This is a genomic window from Amycolatopsis sp. WAC 01375 (genome assembly GCF_003947325.1).
GTDB lineage: Bacteria > Actinomycetota > Actinomycetes > Mycobacteriales > Pseudonocardiaceae > Amycolatopsis.
On sequence record NZ_QHHW01000027.1, the window covers coordinates 288,038 to 302,555 of the forward strand.

Sequence of the window (14,518 nt, forward strand, 5' to 3'; positions counted from 1 at the left end):
CACTTTCCCCGCGTAGCGTACCTAAGCGGACGAACTGTTCAAGACGTGACCCACTGGGCAAGAAACTGTAACACGTTCTACACTCGCGGGTAGGTCCGAGCAGGAGGTCTCACCCGTGTCGATCGCGCTCACCGAGGAACAGGCGGCGCTGGCCGCGTCGATCCGGGCCTGGGCGGCTTCCGCCCGCCCCGTCGACGCCGTCCGCAAGGGCCGGATCACCGAGCCGCCACCAGGACTGGCGGAACTCGGCCTGTTCGGCGTGGCGATTCCCGAAGACGTCGGCGGCGCCGGAGGTACGGTCGCCGACCTGGCCGCAGGGCTCGCCGAAGCAGCCGAAGCACTCGTGCCAGGACCTGTCCTCGGGACGGCGTTGGGCGGCGCGCTGCTCGCGACGGTGCCCCAAGCCGCCAAGGAGATCCTGCCCGGTCTCGCGGACGGGACCGACCGGATGGCGGTGGTGCTGGGCCGGGGTTTCCGCATCTCGGGTCCGGTCGTCGACGGCGAGTCGGGGCCGGCTCTCGACGTTCACCCGTCGGCATGGACGCTGGTCTCCGACGGGGGCGCCTCCGCGCTCATTCCACCCGGGACGTCCGGAATGGACATCGACCACTGCGAGCCCTTCGACGTGTCCCGGCCCGTCGGCCGTATCCGATGCGCGAAGGTCCGGCCCGAAGCGGTTTTCGAGGCTCTGCCGGTGGATTCCTACGCCGCCACTCTCAGTGCCGCCGAAGCCGCGGGGATCGCCCGATGGTGTCTTCGGACCGCCGTCGAGTACGCGAAGGTGCGAGAGCAGTTCGGCCGTCCCATCGGGTCGTTCCAGGCGATCAAGCATCTGTGCGCGGAAATGCTGTGCCGGGCCGAAGCCACCGACGCGCTCGCGTGGGACGCGGCGAGGGCGGCCGAAGACCCGGCGCAGCACCCCCTCGCGGCCGCCACGGCGGCGGCCTACGCGCTCGACGCGGCCGTGGCCAACGCGAAAGACTGCATCCAGGTCCTCGGCGGCATCGGCTTCACCTGGGAGCATGACGCGCACTTCTACCTGCGGCGCGCCGTGGCGCTGCGGCAATGGCTGGGCGGTTCCGCCCGCTGGCGACGTCGTGCCGCCGAACTCGCGCTGCGCGGCGACCGCCGGACGTTGAGTATCGACGTCGGCGAAGACACCGGACTTCGTGACCTGGTAGGCGAAATCGCCGCTTCACCCGAGCAGGCAAGACGCGTCGCGCTGGCCGATTCGGGACTGCTGGCCCCGCATTGGCCCGCGCCGTACGGCAGAGGCGCGACCGCCGCCGAGCAACTGCGGATCGACGCAGCCCTCGCCGGCGCGGGCATCCGCCGTCCCGATCTGGTCATCGGCGCCTGGGCGGTCCCGACACTGCTGGAACACGGCTCCGAGGAACAGCGCGAACGGTTCGCCGCGCCCACTTTGCGCGGCGAGATCACCTGGTGCCAGCTGTTCAGCGAGCCCGAGGCGGGCTCGGATCTCGCGTCGCTCCGCACGACGGCCCGCCGTGTCGACGGCGGCTGGCTGCTCAACGGCCAGAAGGTGTGGACCTCGCTCGCGCGCGAAGCCGACTGGGCGATCTGCCTGGCGCGCACCGACCCGGAAGCCCCGAAACACAAGGGGATCACCTACTTCCTCGTCGACATGACCGCGGGCGGGATCAGTACGCGTCCGCTGCGCGAGATCACCGGCGACGCCGTCTTCAACGAGGTGTTCCTCGACGACGTCTTCGTCCCGGACGACATGGTGGTCGGGGAGGTCGACGGCGGCTGGCGGCTCGCGCGGACGACGCTGGCGAACGAACGGGTGGCCCTCGGGAGCGGATCCGCGGTGGGGGAGGGTGTCGAAAATCTGCTCGCCACGCTGGGCGACGACGCCGATCGGGAGCGGCTCGGTGCGCTGATCGCCGACGGCAGCGCGTGTTCGGTCCTGGACCTGCGGGCGACGCTGCGGCGGCTCGACGGCCAGGATCCGGGCGCCGAGTCGAGCGTGCGCAAACTGCTGGGAGTGCGGCATCGGCAGGCGGTGGCGGAGTTCGCGCTGGAGGCGTTGGCGGAGAACGCGCTCGTCGCCGGTGACCCCGCGCAGCACGAGTTCCTGCTGACGCGGTGCCTCAGTATCGCGGGCGGTACGACGCAGGTGCTGCTGTCGCTGACGGCCGAGCGGTTGCTGGGGCTGCCTCGGTCCTGAAAGTTCCTGTCACGGCACTTTGTCGTGCTATGAACGGTCCGTTCCTGGCAAAATTTGCAAGGAACGGACCGTTCACAGCACCCGCCGCAGGCCGGCTGTCGGTCCCGTGCTCTAACGTGCGGGTCGTGGAGTTCGACACAGGAACCCAAGCCACCTTCGTCCCCTCGGATCCCCCGCGGGACGGCGTGCTGGCGCTCTGGGGAGACGGCGTAGCGGGTGACACCGCGATCGAACTCGTGCTGCCGGTGGGGAAGGTCTTCCGGCGCACGAAGGTCGACGCGGCACTCGTCCCGTTGTCACGCGCGATTCCGCGACTCCTGACCGCCGAGGGAGACCTGAGCCCGGCCATCGCCGCGTGGTCGGCCGTCGCCGAAGCCGGAGTGAACCTCATCGCCCGCGGGAGGTTGCTGCCCGCGGCCTCACCCGGCGGGGTGGATTCGTGGCGGGTCGGCCCGCTCGACGTCGCCGACGAGGAGATGTTGCGCGGGCTCGCCGCCGCGCTGCCTCCCGAGGCGCACGCGCTGCCGTTGTCCGGGCTGAAACGGATCCGGCTGCATTCGCCGGAGTCGTTGATCCGCGCGTTCTGGGACGCCACGGCGGATGTGCTGGTCCGCACGCCCGCCGCGAGTGTCGCGGCGGGTGGGCCCGCGTTCGCTTCGGCCGAGCCGACGCTGGTCGGTCCGGACGGTGCCGCGTGGCTCGCGGAGCTGAGTGCCCGGCAGGCGCAGGGCGCGCATCTCGTCCTGCGCATGGAGGTGAACGAGCCCGAGAGCCCCGAGGAAGAGCCCACGTTCGCCGCGGTCCTCGCCGTGCGGAGCGCCGCAGACCCGAGCCTGATCGTCGAGGCGGCGACGCTCTGGGACGCGCCCGAAGCGGTGCTGGAACGGATGGGTGAGCAGGTCGAGACCCAGTTGCTGCTCGGCCTGCGCCGGGGCGCCAGGGCATGGGCGCCGCTCGGCCGCATGCTCCGGTCCGTCGCGCCGACCGGGCTGATGCTGGAGTACGACGAGGTCGTCGACCTGCTGACCCACGGGGACGCGGCGCTGGGCGGCGCCGGCATCGAGGTGCAATGGCCGAAGGATCTCTTCGCGGGCGAGCTCAAGGCGAAGGCGAGCGCGACCCAGGTCCCGGGCAGTGTCACCGGGCCCGAGTTCACGCTCAAGAGCCTCCTGCAGTTCCGCTGGCGGCTGAGCCTCGGCGACGAGGACCTCACCGACGCCGAGGTCACCGCGCTCGCCGAGGCGAAACGGCCCTTGGTGCGGCTGCGGGGCAAATGGGTCAAGGTCGACGCACGCCTGGTCGCGAAGGTGCGCGCCCATCGCGCGAAAAAGCTGTCCGGGGCCGAGGCGCTGGCCGCGGCGCTCACCGGCGAACTGGAACTGGACGGCGAGAAGGTCGAGTTCACCGCTCCGTCGGCGCTCACCGGGCTGCTCCGGCGAATCCGTGACAGCGCCGCGGAACCGATCGAGCAACCCGCGGACCTGAAGGCCACCCTGCGGCCGTATCAAAAGGCGGGCCTGGCGTGGCTGTCGACGATGACCGGGCTAGGCCTCGGTGCCTGCCTGGCCGACGACATGGGGCTCGGCAAGACGATCCAGCTCATCTCCCTGCATCTGCACCGCCGCCCGCGCGGGGAAGGTCCCACGCTCGTCCTGTGCCCGACGTCGTTGCTCGGCAACTGGGAACGCGAGTTCGCCCGGTTCGCGCCGCATATCCCGGTGCGCCGGTTCCACGGCGGCGGACGGCATCTCGACGAGGTCGCGCCGGACGAGGTCGTGCTCGCCACGTACGGCGTTCTCCGCCGGGATCGCGAGACATTGTCCGAAGTGGACTGGGGGATGATCGCCGCGGACGAGGCGCAACACGTCAAGAACCCGCTTTCGGTCACCGCCAAGGAATTGCGGAAGATCCCGGCCGCCGCGAAGGTCGCGCTGACCGGCACGCCGATGGAGAACCGGCTCACCGAGCTGTGGTCCATCATGGACTGGACGACACCGGGTCTGCTCGGCTCGCTCGACGGGTTCCGCCGCAAGGTCGCCCGCCCGATCGAACGCGACCGTGACGTCGCCGCCACCGAGCGGCTCGCCACGACCGTCCGGCCGTTCCTGTTGCGCCGCAAGAAGACCGACCCGGACATCGCGCCCGAACTGCCGCGCAAGACCGAGACCGACCGGTTCGTCCCGCTCACCGCCGAGCAGACGACGCTGTACGAGGCCGTGGTGCGGGAGAACCTCGCGATGATCCGCGAGCTGGACGGGGTGGCCCGGCGCGGGCAGGTGCTCAAACTGCTCACCGAGCTCAAGCAGATCTGCAACCACCCGGCGCAGTACCTCAAGGAACCCGGGGTGCTGCACGGCCGGTCCGGCAAGCTCGCCGCGTTCGAGGAGTTGCTCGACGTCATCCTCGACGAGGGTGACAGCGTGCTCGTGTTCAGCCAGTACGTCCAGTTGTGCCGCCTGCTGGAGAAACGCCTTGCCGAACGCGGGCTGCCGACGATGCTGCTGTCCGGGTCGAGCACGCCCAAGGTCCGGGAGGACATGGTCGCCCGGTTCCAGGCGGGCGAGGTGCCGGTGTTCCTATTGTCGCTCAAGGCGGGCGGGGTCGGGCTCAACCTGACCAAGGCGACCCACGTGATCCACTACGACCGCTGGTGGAATCCGGCGGTCGAGGACCAGGCCACCGACCGCGCGTACCGGATCGGGCAGGACAGGCCGGTCCAGGTGCACCGGCTGATCGCCGAGGGCACGCTCGAAGAGCGCATCGCCACGGTGCTGGAGACCAAACGCGGGCTGGCCGACGCGGTCATCGGCGCGGGCGAGAACTGGATCACCGAACTGTCCGACGACGAACTCGCCGACCTCGTCCGCCTCGGGGAGACCTGATGCCCAGCGCGACAGGGCGGAAGCGGCGCACCTTCGGCAACACGTGGTGGGGCAAGGCTTGGGTCGAAGCGCTGGAGGAGCGCGCCAAGCTCGATCCGAACAGGCTGCCGCGCGGGCGCACGTACGCGCGCAAAGGCACGGTCAGCAAACTCGCGGTCGGCGCCGGCGAGGTGACCGCGTGGGTACAGGGCAGCCGGGCGGTGCCGTACCGGGTGACCATCCGCATGCGGGCGTTCACCGAGGCGCAGTGGGAGAGTCTGCTCCGCATGGTCGGTTCCCGTCTCGGGCACGTCGCGGCCCTCCTCGACGGCGAACTGCCCGGCGAGCTGGCCGAGGACGCGCGGGCCGCCGGCGCGGATCTGCTCCCCGGCCCCGGCGATCTGCGGCCGAAATGCTCCTGTCCCGACAGCGCGAACCCGTGCAAACATGTCGCCGCGGTGTACTACCTGGTCGCGGACGAGGTCGATGTCGATCCGTTCGTGCTGTTCCTGCTCAGAGGTAGGCCGAGGGAGGCCGTGCTCGCGGAACTGCGGTCCCGCCGTGCTCCCGCGAGCGAGCCGGGTAAACGGATGCGTGCCCCCGCCGCACCCGGTGTGGATCCGAAACGTGCCTATACCCGGCGGATCGCCGCGCTCCCGCCGCGACCGGCCGTTCCCGGCACGGTCGGACCGCCTGCGGTCCTCGACCTCGATCCGCCGCACCGCACGGGCTGGAGCGGCGACATGTTCGTCGAACTGGCCGCGGATGCCGCCGCGCGGGCGTGGGAACTGCTGGTGATGGGGCCCGAACGCGAAGTGGAGCTGTCATTCGAGGAGGACCTCGCCCGGCGCGCGGCGCCCGGCGATCCTCACGTGGTCGCCGAGCTCGCCGAGGCTGCGGGAGTCCCGGTGCGGGATCTGGCCGTCTGGGCGCAGGCCTGGCGCGAGGCGGGCCGGGGCGGGATGGCGGTGGTGCGGGAGCCCTGGCGGCCGGGGCAGGCGCCGCTCGCGCAGGCCACAGCGGATCTCGCGGAATCGGGGTTGCCGGGAAAGCCGAAGACCTGGCGGAACCGGATCACCCAGGGTGACTTGCAGCTGCGCTACGGCCGTGACGAACGGTGGTACCGCTTCGTGCGCGACGGCGAGGGGTGGCGGGTCGACGGCCCGCCGTCCACGCGGCCGACGGATGTGATCTACCCGCCCTGACCGCGAGCCACCTGGCAGAGCCTGGGGCGGGGTGGTCGTGTGTGCCGAGTCCGTGAAGGACTCCTTGAGGGACCCAGAGTCCCTCAAGGAGTCCTTCACGGACAGGGCCCGCTAGACCGCCGCCAGGTGCGGTGGCTCCACTCCAGGAACCGCTCCACCCCGCGGACCACGTGCGCGCTGCGGATCGAGGGGAAGACGTCGAAGGCGTGCTGCGCGCCGGAGATCTCCGCGTACGCGACTTCACGCTGGGACTTCTCCCGGAGACGCCGCACGAATTCGCGGGCCTCGCCCACCGGCACCAGCGAGTCGTGGACGCCGTGGATGACGAAGAACGGCGGCGCGTCCTCGGTGATGCGGTCCAGCGGTGACGCCGCGATGTAGTCGTCGAGGTAGTTCACCGGGTCCCGGTCCGCCTCGAAGACGTGCCGGGCGATCAGCGTCTTGAGCCGGGTCTGGCTGGAGCGCCGCCCGCTGGTCGCGGCGAAGTCGTACACGCCGTAGTGCGGGGCGCACGCCTGGATGCTCGTGTCGGCCTCGGCGAAGCCGGGCTGCAACGCGGGATCGTTCGCGGTCAGTGCCAGCAGCGCGGCGAGATGCCCGCCCGCGGAACCGCCGGTGACGGCGACGAACGACGGGTCGCCGCCGTAGGACTCGGCGTTGTCCCGGATCCAGGCCAGCGCGCGTTTCGCCGCGACGATATGCGCGGGCCAGCGGGCGGCGGGGGAGAGCGGGTAGTTGATCGCGACGCAGATCCAGCCGCGTTTGGCCATGTGCAGCATCAACGGCAGGCCCTGCTGGTCCTTGTTGCCGATCACCCACGCGCCGCCGTGCACCTGCAGCAGGATCGGCGCGCCGGTGACCGGTTCGCGCGGGGCGTAGACGTCGAGCAGGAACCGCTTCCCGCCGGGCGCGTAGGCGACGTCGCGGGTCCGCCGGACGTCCGGGTCGCGCATCCGGAACGGCATGGCCAGCTGTCCCCACGGTGTCGCGAGGTCGGTCGGGCTCGGCGGATGCTCGAGTTCGTCGGTGTAGGCCGTGCCGATGCCTTCGGTCAGCGCGGTTTCGATCTCGCCGCGGGCTCGCTGGGACTGCGCGATCAGCGTGCCGAGCCCGGCAGCCGACGCTGCCGCGAGCGCGAGTCCGGCCTTGCTCGAACCGCCCCGGTGCCGGGCGACATGCGCCGCCGCGTCGGCCGCGGTGAGCGCGAGCAGATGCGGGGCGAGCTCCCCGGTGAGCCAGCCCGCGAAGAACGCCGGAACCGCCGTCCTGGCACCTCTCGGCGGCTTCAGCGCGTTCGCGGTGAGCGCGAGCTGGAGTGCCTGGCGGACGACGAAACTCGGCTGCATGGGCACCGATCCTACCGCCGGGTGACAGCCTAGAACCGGTTGCAAAGTTCACTTAAGGTGATTCTTATGCGGAGATTGAGTGGTCTGGACGCGAGTTTCCTCTACTTGGAGACACCGGCCCAGGTGCTGCACGTGTGCGGACTGCTCACCTTGGACGGTTCGACCATGCCCGGTGGCTACGATTTCGAACGCTTCAAGGAGAGACTGGCCGAACGGGTCGACCTGATCCCGGCGTTCCGGCGCAAATTGCACAATCCACTCTGGAATCTGACGCATCCGGTCTGGGTCGAGGACGAGGACTTCGACCTCGAAGCCCACGTTCACCGGATCGGCGTACCCGCTCCCGGAGACCGGCGGGAGCTGGCCGAACTCTGCGCCCACATCGCGGGACAACGACTCGACCGCGCGCAGCCGCTCTGGCAGTTGTACGTGATCGAAGGCCTGGCGGACGGCGGGATCGCGGTCTTGCTGAAGATGCACCACGCCAGTGTCGACGGGGTCGGCGGCGCCAGCCTGATCACTTCTCTCGCCGGCCTCGAAGCGGACGCCCCGCCGCCGGAGGTCGCGTACGACGAACGCCGCAACGGGGACGTTCCCGGCAGGCGCGCGCTGCTCGGTGCCGGGCTGACGTCGTTCGTGAAACGCCCCGCCGAGCTGGTGAAACTGCTCCCCGACCTGCTTGAGCTCGTCCCGAGCTGGCTGGGTAAAGCGTTGCAGGGCAAGGGAATGCCGGTCCCGTTCACCGCGCCGCGCACGTCGTTCAACGGGACGATCACCGCGCATCGCAGCGTCGCCTACGCCTCTCTCGACCTCGACGAGGTCAAACGGGTCAAGAACGCCTTCGGGGTGACCGTCAACGACGTCGTCCTCGCCGTGGTTTCCGGTGCGCTGCGGCGGTTCCTGCGAGACCGGGGCGAACTGCCGGAAGATCCGCTGGTGGCGACCGTGCCGGTCTCCGTGCACGCCCGCACCGAACGCGAGCACGGCACCAACAAGGTCTCGGCGTTCTTCGCGTCGCTGCCCACCCATCTGGAGGATCCCGCCGCGCGGGTGTTCATGCTCGCGGAGTCGAACCGGCACTCGAAGGACCATCACCACGACATCGACGCCGACATGCTCCAGGACTGGGCGCAGTTCTCGGCGGCGACCATGTTCGGCCTCGCGGTGCGCGCGTATTCCGCGCTGCGCCTGGCCGAACGGCATCCGGTGGTGCACAACCTGGTGGTCTCCAACGTGCCCGGTCCGCCGATGCCGCTGTACCTGCTGGGCTGCCGGATCACCGGGCTCTACCCGCTCGGCCCGGTGTTCCACGGCGCCGGGCTCAACGTCACCGTGCTGTCCAACGCGGGCCGGGTCGACGTCGGTCTGCTCGGCGCGCGCGAACTCACCGGTGACCTGTGGCCGCTCGCCGACCACTTCCCCGACGCGATCGCGGAACTGCTGAAAGCCATCTCCTAGATCCGCACCCCTTGCCGTCACGCCTCCTTCCGGTTAAGACTAGAACAGGTTTCAATATTGTGCCCGTTCGCCCCGGTGAGGAGCCAGTGTGGACTTCCAGTTCGACGAGACGCAGACCGAGGTCACCGCGCTGGCCGCGCGCGTGCTCGGCAAGGATCGCGAGCCCGCCGACACGTGGCGCGCGCTCGCGGACGCCGGTCTGCTCGCGCTGGCGCTGCCTGCCGAACTCGGCGGTGACGGACTCGGCGTAGCCGAAGTCGCCTTGGTGCTGACCGAACTCGGCCGGGTCGCCTCGCCGACGCCCGCGCTGGCGTCGCTGGCGTTCGGTGTCCTGCCGGTCACGGCGCTCGGCGGCCCGGACCAGCGCGCGTCGCTGCTCCCGCCGGTCGCCGCGGGCGAAGCCGTGCTCACCGCCGCGCTGAACGAACCTTCCGCGCCGTTCACCACCCGGCCCGCGACCGTCGCGGAATCGGCGGGGGACTGGCGGCTGAGCGGGGTCAAGGTCGGCGTGCCGTTCGCCGCGGAGGCGACCCGGATCCTGACGCCTGCCTCGCTGCCCGGCGGCACCGGTGTCTTCCTCGTCGATCCTCACGCGGACGGCGTGACGCTGACGCCGACGAGAACCTCTTCCGGCACACCGGACTACACGATGACGCTGGACGCCGTGACCGTCACCGACGCCGATCTCCTCAACGGGCCCGGGCCCGGTGAGTCGATCGCGACCCTGCACCGGTTCGCGCTCGCGGGTGCCGTGGCGTTCGGCGACGGGTTGCTCGACGGCGCGCTGGCGCTGACCACGAAACACATCGGCGAACGCGAACAGTTCGGGCGCCCGCTGGCGGCGTTCCAGGCGGTGGCGCAACAGATCGCGGACGTCTACGTCGCGTCGAGGACGGTCCAGCTGGCCGCGCGGTCGGCGGTCTGGCGGCTCGCGGCGGGGCTCGACGCCGAGGCGGAACTCGACATCGCGGCGTACTGGCTGGCGGCGGAGGCGCCCGAGGCGCTGGCCGTCTGCCACCACCTGCACGGCGGGATCGGCGTGGACGAAACGTATCCGCTGCACCGGTTCTCGTCGGCGGTCAAGGATCTGGGACGAACGCTCGGCGGCGCCGCTCATCGGCTGGCCGGACTGGGCGAACTGGTGGCGGGGTGAACCGATGCTGATCGAACTGACCGCGGCGCAACACGAATTGCGCTCCGAACTGCGAAAGTACTTCGCCGGGCTCGTGAGTGCCGACGAACGGCGAGCGATGCTGCGGGAGCGGCACGGACCGGTGTACCGCGAGATCGTCCGGCGGATGGGCCGTGACGGCCGGCTCGGCGTCGGTTGGCCGGAACAGTACGGCGGCCGGGGTTTCGGCGAGATCGAGCAGCACATCTTCGTCGACGAGGCCTCCCGGGCCGACGTCCAGCTGCCGTCGGTGACCTTGCAGACCGTCGGGCCGACGTTGCAGGCGTTCGGCACCGAGGCGCAGAAGTCCTTGTTCCTGCCCAAGATCCTCGCGGGCGAGGTGCATTTCGCCATCGGCTACACCGAACCCGACGCGGGAACGGACCTCGCGGCGTTGCGCACGACGGCGGTGCGCGAAGGTGACGAGTACGTCGTCAACGGCCAGAAGATCTTCACCACCGGCGGGCACGACGCCGACTACATCTGGCTGGCCGTGCGCACCGCGCCCGACGCGCCCCGGCACAAGGGGATCTCGATCCTCATCATGGACACCCGCGATCCGGGCTATTCGTGGACGCCGATCATCACCTGCGACGGCGCGCACCACGTGAACGCCACCTACTACTCGGACGTCCGGGTGCCGGCGGACATGCTGGTGGGCAAGGAGAACGAGGGCTGGCGGCTGATCACCACACAGCTGAACCACGAACGCGTCATGCTCGGCCCCGCCGGGCGGATCGGCGGTCTCCACGACCGCGTCCGCGAATGGGCGGCGGTCAGGAAGGCCCCGGACGGCACGCCGTTGCTCCAGCTGCCCGACGTCCGGGCCGTCCTCGCGGAAACCCTGGCGACCGCCCGGATCAACGAACTGCTGAACTGGCAGGTCGCGGCGTCGTCGGCGACCGGACCGGTGGCGGTGGCCGACGCGTCGGCCACCAAGATCGTCGGCTCCGAACGCATCCAGCGGCTGACCAGGAGACTGGAGGAGATCGTGGCGCGACACGGCGATCAGGCCGACGCCGAAACCGCGGAACTGGCGCAGTGGCTGGACGTGGTGGCCAAACGCAATCTGGTGCTGACCTTCGGCGGCGGTGTCAGCGAGATCCAGCGCGAGCTGATCGCCACCGCCGGACTCGGCCTGCCGAGGGTGCCGCGATGAGCATCCAGGAAGCCGCCGAACGTATCGCCGCGCGTGGGGAATCCGCGCCGAGGGCCGCCCGTGACGCGGTCAACCAGGCGATGGTGAACAACTGGGTCGAAGCCATCGGCGACCGCAATCCGGTGTATTTCGACGAGGAGTTCGCCGCCCGGAGTGTCCACAAGGGACTCGTCGCGCCACCCGCGATGGCGCAGGTGTGGACGATGGGCGGCCTGCACTGGACGAGGGCGTCGGACGATCCGCTCGGCGCGATGATGGAGGTGCTCGACGAAGCCGGGTTCACCTCGGTCGTCGCGACCAACTCCGAGCAGAACTACTTCCGCTACCTCCGGCACGGTGAACGGGTAGAAGCGACCGCGAAACTCGAGAGCGTCGTCGGGCCGAAACGCACCGCGCTCGGCGAAGGCTGGTTCGTGACGACGAAGACCACCTGGTACGTCGGCGACGAGGCCGTCGCGGACATGGTGTTCCGGGTGCTGAAGTTCCGTCCGCCGGGCGCCGGGCCCGCCAAGGCGGCCGCCCCGGTACTGCGACCGGTGATCAGCAGGGACACCGAGTTCTTCTGGGACGGACTTCGTGAAGGGGAGCTGCGGATCCAGCGGTGGGGCGAGACCTTGCGGCATCCGCCCGGCCCGATGCCGCCGGACGGTGATCTCGACGTGAAGCCGGACTACGTCGTCGCGTGCGGCCGCGGAACGGTCTACAGCTACGTGGTGCACCACCATCCGAAGGTTCCCGGCAAGGAGCTGCCGTTCGTGGTCGCGCTCGTCGAGCTGGCGGAAGGCGTCCGGGTGATGGCCGAGCTGCTCGACGCCGATCCCGAGTCCGTCCACATCGGACTCCCGGTGGAGGCCGCCTTCGTGAAGATCGACGAGGAACTGACGTTGCCCGCTTGGAGGGTCGCGCGATGAAGGACTGTTCGGTCGGCACCGAGTTGCCGCCGCTGAAGATCGAGGCCACCCCGACCTTCGTGGTGAGCACCGCGCTGGCGACGCGGGATTTCCAGGATGTCCACCACGATCGCGACGCCGCCGAGCGGCGCGGATCGAAGGACATCTTCCTCAACATCCTCACCGACACCGGCCTGGTGCAACGCTTCGTGACCGACTGGGCGGGCCCGGAGGCGTTCGTGCGGTCGATCAAGATCCGGCTCGGCGTGCCCTGTTACGCCTACGACACCCTGACCTTCACCGGCAGGGTCACGGAACGGGACGGCGACGACGTGGTGGTCGCGGTGTCCGGTGTGGACAGTCTCGGCGAACACGTGGTGGGCACCGTGGCGCTCACGTTGGGAGGCGAGTGATGACCCTGTCCGGACGGGCGGCCATCGCCGGGATCGGCGCCACGGAGTTCTCCAAGGACTCGGGTCGCAGCGAGCTGCGGCTGGCGGCCGAAGCGGTTTCGAGCGCGTTGAAGGACGCCGGGCTCGCGCCGTCCGATGTGGACGGTCTGGTGTCGTTCACCATGGACGGCAACAGTGAGATCGCCGTGGCGCGTGAGCTCGGCATCCCCGAACTCAAGTTCTTCAGCCGGATCCACTACGGCGGCGGGGCGGCGGCCGCGACCGTGCAGCAGGCGGCGATGGCCGTCGCGACCGGCGTCGCGGACGTCGTCGTCGCGTACCGGGCCTTCAACGAACGGTCCGGGATGCGGTTCGGGCAGGTGTCCTCGGCGGCGGCAGGCCAGGTGAACTCCTCCGGTGTCGACAACGCGTTCCACTACCCGATGGGCATCGCGACCCCGGCCGCGACCGTCGCCATGCTCGCCCGGCGCTACATGCACGAGTACGGCGCGACCAGCGAGGACTTCGGCCGGGTGGCCGTCATCGACCGCGCCCGCGCGGCGACGAACCCGAAGGCCTGGTTCCACGGCAAGCCGATCACGCTCGAAGACCACCAGGCGTCCCGCTGGGTCGCCGAACCGTTGCACCTGCTGGACTGCTGCCAGGAGAGCGACGGTGGCGTCGCGCTCGTGGTCACCAGCGCCGAGCGGGCGCGCGACCTGCCGCACCGGCCCGCCGTGATCGCGGCGGCCGCGCAGGGCAGCGGGCCGGACCAGTACGTGATGACCAGCTACTACCGCGACGACCTCCCGGCGCTGCCCGAAATGGGTGTCGTGGGACGGCAGCTGTGGGCGCAGTCCGGGCTGGGACCCGGCGACATGGACCTCGCTGTGCTGTACGACCACTTCACCCCTTATGTCCTGATGCAGCTGGAAGAACTCGGCTTCTGCGGGAAGGGCGAGGCCAAGGACTTCATCGGCGGCGGCACCCTGGAACTGGACGGGAAACTCCCGCTCAACCCGCACGGCGGACAGCTCGGGGAGGCCTACATCCACGGGATGAACGGGATCGCCGAAGGTGTCCGGCAGCTGCGGGGCGACGCCGTCAACCAGGTCGACGGGGCCGCACGCGTGCTGGTGACCGCCGGCACCGGCGTACCTACGAGCGGATTGGTCTTGACCACGGGCTGAGATCACCTCAATGTCCGATGGTGTACTAGAGCGGTACCTGCGACGGTGAAAGGGACCACCGCCGGAGGAGGTGCCATGTCCGGAATCGTCGCTTGGACACTCACCGCGGTGTTCGCCGCGCTGGTCCTGCCGTGCGTGCTGAGACTCGTCCGGCTGGACTACGGCACGCAGGGCGCGGCGATCCGCAACGGTGACCTGGCCGAACTGCTGCTCGTCGTCGCCATGGTCGCGATGCTGTCCCCGGTCGGCGGCCCGATCCCCGCGGCGGGCTGGCAGGCGGTCCTGGCCCTGACCGGGGGCTGGTTCGCCGTCGCGTGGTGGAAGGGACGGCGATCCGGGCACGCCGCGTGCGGGCACCACGCCGTCTCCGCCACCGCGATGCTGTTCATGGTGACGTTCATGCCGCACAGCGACGTCACCCACGGTCCGTGGCTGGTGATGTCCGGCCCCGGCGGCGCTTCGGCGCTGTGGCTTTCGCTGGTCTTCGGCGTCGTGGCCGCGTACTTCGCCGCGGACGCGGTGCGTGCCGGCTTTTCGGCGGCGCGGGGCGACGGCGGCTCCGGCCAGACGTCGCGGCGGGTGTGCCGGGTCATCATGGGGCTGGGGATGGGTTACATGCTGCTCGGTGCCGCCGTCTGACCGCGCAATCAGTCAC

The 14,518-nt window shown here is 70.3% G+C and carries 11 protein-coding genes; 10 read left to right on the top strand and 1 reads right to left on the bottom strand.

The window, feature by feature from the left end:
• Positions 1-115 precede the first annotated feature (115 nt).
• The 3 genes from DL991_RS18050 (at position 116) to DL991_RS18060 (ending at position 6,257) form a co-directional block, all read left to right on the top strand.
• Positions 116-2,191 (top strand): acyl-CoA dehydrogenase, encoded by a 2,076-nt coding sequence (locus DL991_RS18050; RefSeq protein ID WP_125785477.1) that lies wholly within the window; start codon positions 116-118, stop codon positions 2,189-2,191.
• Positions 2,192-2,307: 116 nt separating this feature from the next.
• A complete protein-coding gene (locus DL991_RS18055) occupies positions 2,308-5,073 on the top strand; it encodes a DEAD/DEAH box helicase (RefSeq protein ID WP_199753989.1) in 2,766 nt (921 codons plus the stop codon).
• Positions 5,073-6,257, top strand: coding sequence for an SWIM zinc finger family protein (locus DL991_RS18060; protein ID WP_125785479.1), 1,185 nt, complete (start codon positions 5,073-5,075; stop codon positions 6,255-6,257). The genes DL991_RS18055 and DL991_RS18060 overlap by 1 nt, the downstream gene beginning before the upstream one ends.
• A gap of 95 nt (positions 6,258-6,352) precedes the next feature.
• On the opposite strand, the gene DL991_RS18065 is transcribed toward DL991_RS18060, so the two are convergent.
• Positions 6,353-7,603, bottom strand: coding sequence for an alpha/beta hydrolase (locus DL991_RS18065; protein ID WP_125785480.1), 1,251 nt, complete (start codon positions 7,601-7,603; stop codon positions 6,353-6,355).
• 66 nt (positions 7,604-7,669) lie between these two features.
• On the opposite strand from DL991_RS18065, the gene DL991_RS18070 reads away from it, so the two are divergent.
• From DL991_RS18070 to DL991_RS18100, 7 genes are all read left to right on the top strand, one after another.
• Complete coding sequence (locus DL991_RS18070; protein WP_125785481.1) at positions 7,670-9,061, top strand: wax ester/triacylglycerol synthase family O-acyltransferase; 1,392 nt, start codon at positions 7,670-7,672, stop codon at positions 9,059-9,061.
• A gap of 88 nt (positions 9,062-9,149) precedes the next feature.
• Positions 9,150-10,214: an acyl-CoA dehydrogenase family protein gene (locus DL991_RS18075; protein ID WP_125785482.1), complete on the top strand. Its 1,065-nt coding sequence runs from the start codon at positions 9,150-9,152 to the stop codon at positions 10,212-10,214.
• 4 nt (positions 10,215-10,218) lie between these two features.
• The gene (locus DL991_RS18080) at positions 10,219-11,391 is read left to right on the top strand and encodes an acyl-CoA dehydrogenase family protein (protein ID WP_125785483.1); all 1,173 of its coding nucleotides are present in this window, start codon (positions 10,219-10,221) and stop codon (positions 11,389-11,391) included.
• Entirely contained in the window at positions 11,388-12,302 is a 915-nt protein-coding gene (locus DL991_RS18085) for a bifunctional MaoC family dehydratase N-terminal/OB-fold nucleic acid binding domain-containing protein (RefSeq protein ID WP_125785484.1), read from the top strand. The genes DL991_RS18080 and DL991_RS18085 overlap by 4 nt, the downstream gene beginning before the upstream one ends.
• Positions 12,299-12,694, top strand: coding sequence for a MaoC family dehydratase (locus DL991_RS18090; protein WP_125785485.1), 396 nt, complete (start codon positions 12,299-12,301; stop codon positions 12,692-12,694). Before DL991_RS18085 ends, DL991_RS18090 begins: the two co-directional genes overlap by 4 nt.
• On the top strand, positions 12,694-13,863 hold the full coding sequence (locus DL991_RS18095) for a lipid-transfer protein (RefSeq protein WP_125785486.1): 1,170 nt from the start codon (positions 12,694-12,696) through the stop codon (positions 13,861-13,863). Before DL991_RS18090 ends, DL991_RS18095 begins: the two co-directional genes overlap by 1 nt.
• Before the next feature lie 75 nt (positions 13,864-13,938).
• On the top strand, positions 13,939-14,502 hold the full coding sequence (locus DL991_RS18100) for a DUF5134 domain-containing protein (protein ID WP_125785487.1): 564 nt from the start codon (positions 13,939-13,941) through the stop codon (positions 14,500-14,502).
• The last annotated feature ends 16 nt before the right edge of the window (positions 14,503-14,518 follow it).

Coding starts and splice junctions, on each gene's coding strand:
- DL991_RS18085 (WP_125785484.1), top strand. CDS start 11,388: ATGAGCATCCAGGAAGCCGCCGAACGTATCGCCGCGCGTGGGGAATCC.
- DL991_RS18080 (WP_125785483.1), top strand. CDS start 10,219: ATGCTGATCGAACTGACCGCGGCGCAACACGAATTGCGCTCCGAACTG.
- DL991_RS18070 (WP_125785481.1), top strand. CDS start 7,670: ATGCGGAGATTGAGTGGTCTGGACGCGAGTTTCCTCTACTTGGAGACA.
- DL991_RS18090 (WP_125785485.1), top strand. CDS start 12,299: ATGAAGGACTGTTCGGTCGGCACCGAGTTGCCGCCGCTGAAGATCGAG.
- DL991_RS18100 (WP_125785487.1), top strand. CDS start 13,939: ATGTCCGGAATCGTCGCTTGGACACTCACCGCGGTGTTCGCCGCGCTG.
- DL991_RS18095 (WP_125785486.1), top strand. CDS start 12,694: ATGACCCTGTCCGGACGGGCGGCCATCGCCGGGATCGGCGCCACGGAG.
- DL991_RS18065 (WP_125785480.1), bottom strand. CDS start 7,603: ATGCAGCCGAGTTTCGTCGTCCGCCAGGCACTCCAGCTCGCGCTCACC.
- DL991_RS18060 (WP_125785479.1), top strand. CDS start 5,073: ATGCCCAGCGCGACAGGGCGGAAGCGGCGCACCTTCGGCAACACGTGG.